This window comes from Streptomyces sp. MBT65 (assembly GCF_016612545.1).
In the GTDB taxonomy this organism is placed as follows: domain Bacteria; phylum Actinomycetota; class Actinomycetes; order Streptomycetales; family Streptomycetaceae; genus Streptomyces.
Genome location: NZ_JAENRY010000645.1, coordinates 1 through 1,903, shown reverse-complemented (window position 1 = coordinate 1,903; position 1,903 = coordinate 1). Strand labels below are relative to the sequence as shown.

The following is a 1,903-nucleotide window of genomic DNA, read 5'->3' as shown; positions in this document are numbered from 1 at the left end:
GCGGCGGGCCGGACTCCACGGAGCGTCCGGCCACGCGCAGCCCCCGGCAGACCCAGCAGTCGACAGTCCGTCATCCTCACCGGTCTGCCCGGTCCGCCTCGTCACCTGGGGTGCGGATCCATCACGGCAGGCGCCCACAGGGCGGACAAGGTTTAGGCAAGGTCGGCATTCCACAATCCGTGCACGCACCGCCGGGGGGGGCCGCCTGAGACGTGTTCTCCGCCGGAAGGATCACTCACGGGAAAGGACCATGAATGAACATCACGACACGCACAGTCCGCAGGACTCTGAGCGCGACCGTCGTCGCCGCCACGGTGGCGGCTCTGGGCCTGCTGGCACCGGGTTCGGCCGAAGCCGCCGCGAGTTGCCCTTCCGGCAGCCTGTGCGTCTGGGACCAGATCAACTACACGGGAAACCGCTGCAGTTGGAGCAACGCCGACAACGACTGGACCAGCACGCCCGTGGTGTGTTCATGGGCCGACGACCGCAACGTCAAGTCGGTCTACAACAACGGGACTTCATCCTCGTACGAGGGGGTCGGCCTCTATTCCGGAACGGGCTACTCGGGGTATCTCGGCTGCATAGGACAGGGCGTGAAGGGCCCTGGCGTCAGCGGCGGCCCCGGCCTGAAGGTGCTGTCCCACAAGTGGCTCACCAGCTGCTGAGTCCGGACACCGCAGAGGGTGGGCACGGCACGGGCCGAGCATCCGGTGGGACCGTCGACGGGGAGCGGCCCCACCGTCGCCGATGCGGATCATGACAGCCACGGGCACCCCGGCCCAAGCTCCCCGGCCGGCTCACCGTCCACCGCATCCCGGCCCCGCGACGCGTCGCGGGGCCGGGATGCGGTGACAGGGCGCCGAAGGCGACCAGCAGCAGGACGACAGCTCGCGCCTCTGAGCCTGTCCTACCGTTCCGGCGCGGGCCCACGCCGGTCATTCGCAGGATCGGTGCACCCCCGAGGACTCCCGCACGGGGATGCAGAGCCGCCCGTCCGAAACGGGGGCGCTGGTGAGGCGTTCACGATGTCGCCGGTGGTGAACCTGCTGCCGCTGTCCGGCCCGGGGCGGGCAACGGCAGCAGCGGCCCGCTCCGTCCGGGCGATCAGATCTCGGGCCGGCGGCTCATGGCCAACAGCCGTCGGACAGGGGGCGGTCGAGGGCGGACGGCGAAGAGCCGGGGTTCAGGAACAGGCTCCGCGCCTCCTGGACCGGCGGGTGAGGCGCCGTCAGACGCCGTGTCCGCCGGACGGCGTCGCGACCGCACCCGTGCCGGAGCCCGTGCCCCGGCCGGGGCCGGGCGGCGGGGCGAGGGAGCGGTCCACCAGGGCCGCCGCCGCGCCGGTGTAGCCGGCCGGGTCGAACAGCGCCGTCGCCTCCTGGGGGGTGAGGACGCCGGCCAGTTCCGGGAGACCGGCCAGGACCTCGGCGAGCGGGAGGCCGGTGCGGGTGGCAAGCAGGGAGGCGCGGGTGAGGAGTTCCTTCGCCGCGCTCCGGCCCAGGCGGGGGGCCAGGACGGCCGAGACGCGCTCGGAGAGGAGCTGTCCGCCGGTGGCCGTGAGGTTGGCGCGCATCCGTTCGGGGCGGACGGTGAGGCCGCGGGCGAGTTCGAGGGCCGTGTGCGCGGCGCCGCCGGTCAGCCGCAGGCACTCGCGCAGCGGCTGCCACTCCGCGTGCCACACCCCGGCGGAGCGTTCGTCCTCGGCGGCCAGGCACTGCATCAGGACGGTCGCCTGCGCGGGCACCTGGAGGGCGGCGGAGCGGATCAGGGTCGCCAGCACGGGGTTGCGTTTGTGCGGCATCGCCGAGGACGAACGCTCCGCCGGGGTGTGGCACGCGGAGTGGCAGCCGCTGCGCGAGTGCCTGCGGCTGACCGGCGGCGCCGCGCACACGGCCCTCGAACT

General features: G+C 73.2%; 1 protein-coding gene and 1 pseudogene. One reads left to right on the top strand and one right to left on the bottom strand.

The annotated features are described in order from the left end of the window. Positions 1-254: 254 nt before the first annotated feature. Positions 255-665, top strand: coding sequence for a peptidase inhibitor family I36 protein (locus tag JHN63_RS51295; RefSeq protein ID WP_200691974.1), 411 nt, complete (start codon positions 255-257; stop codon positions 663-665). 563 nt (positions 666-1,228) lie between these two features. Here the strand turns inward: JHN63_RS51295 and JHN63_RS51290 are convergent. Continuing rightward, positions 1,229-1,813: pseudogene (locus tag JHN63_RS51290) on the bottom strand (hypothetical protein); the annotation flags it as partial. Positions 1,814-1,903: the final 90 nt, after the last annotated feature.

What these genes read in the sequence shown, in the direction of transcription:
- JHN63_RS51295 (WP_200691974.1), top strand. Translation starts at nt 255, where the DNA reads ATGAACATCACGACACGCACAGTCCGCAGGACTCTGAGCGCGACCGTC.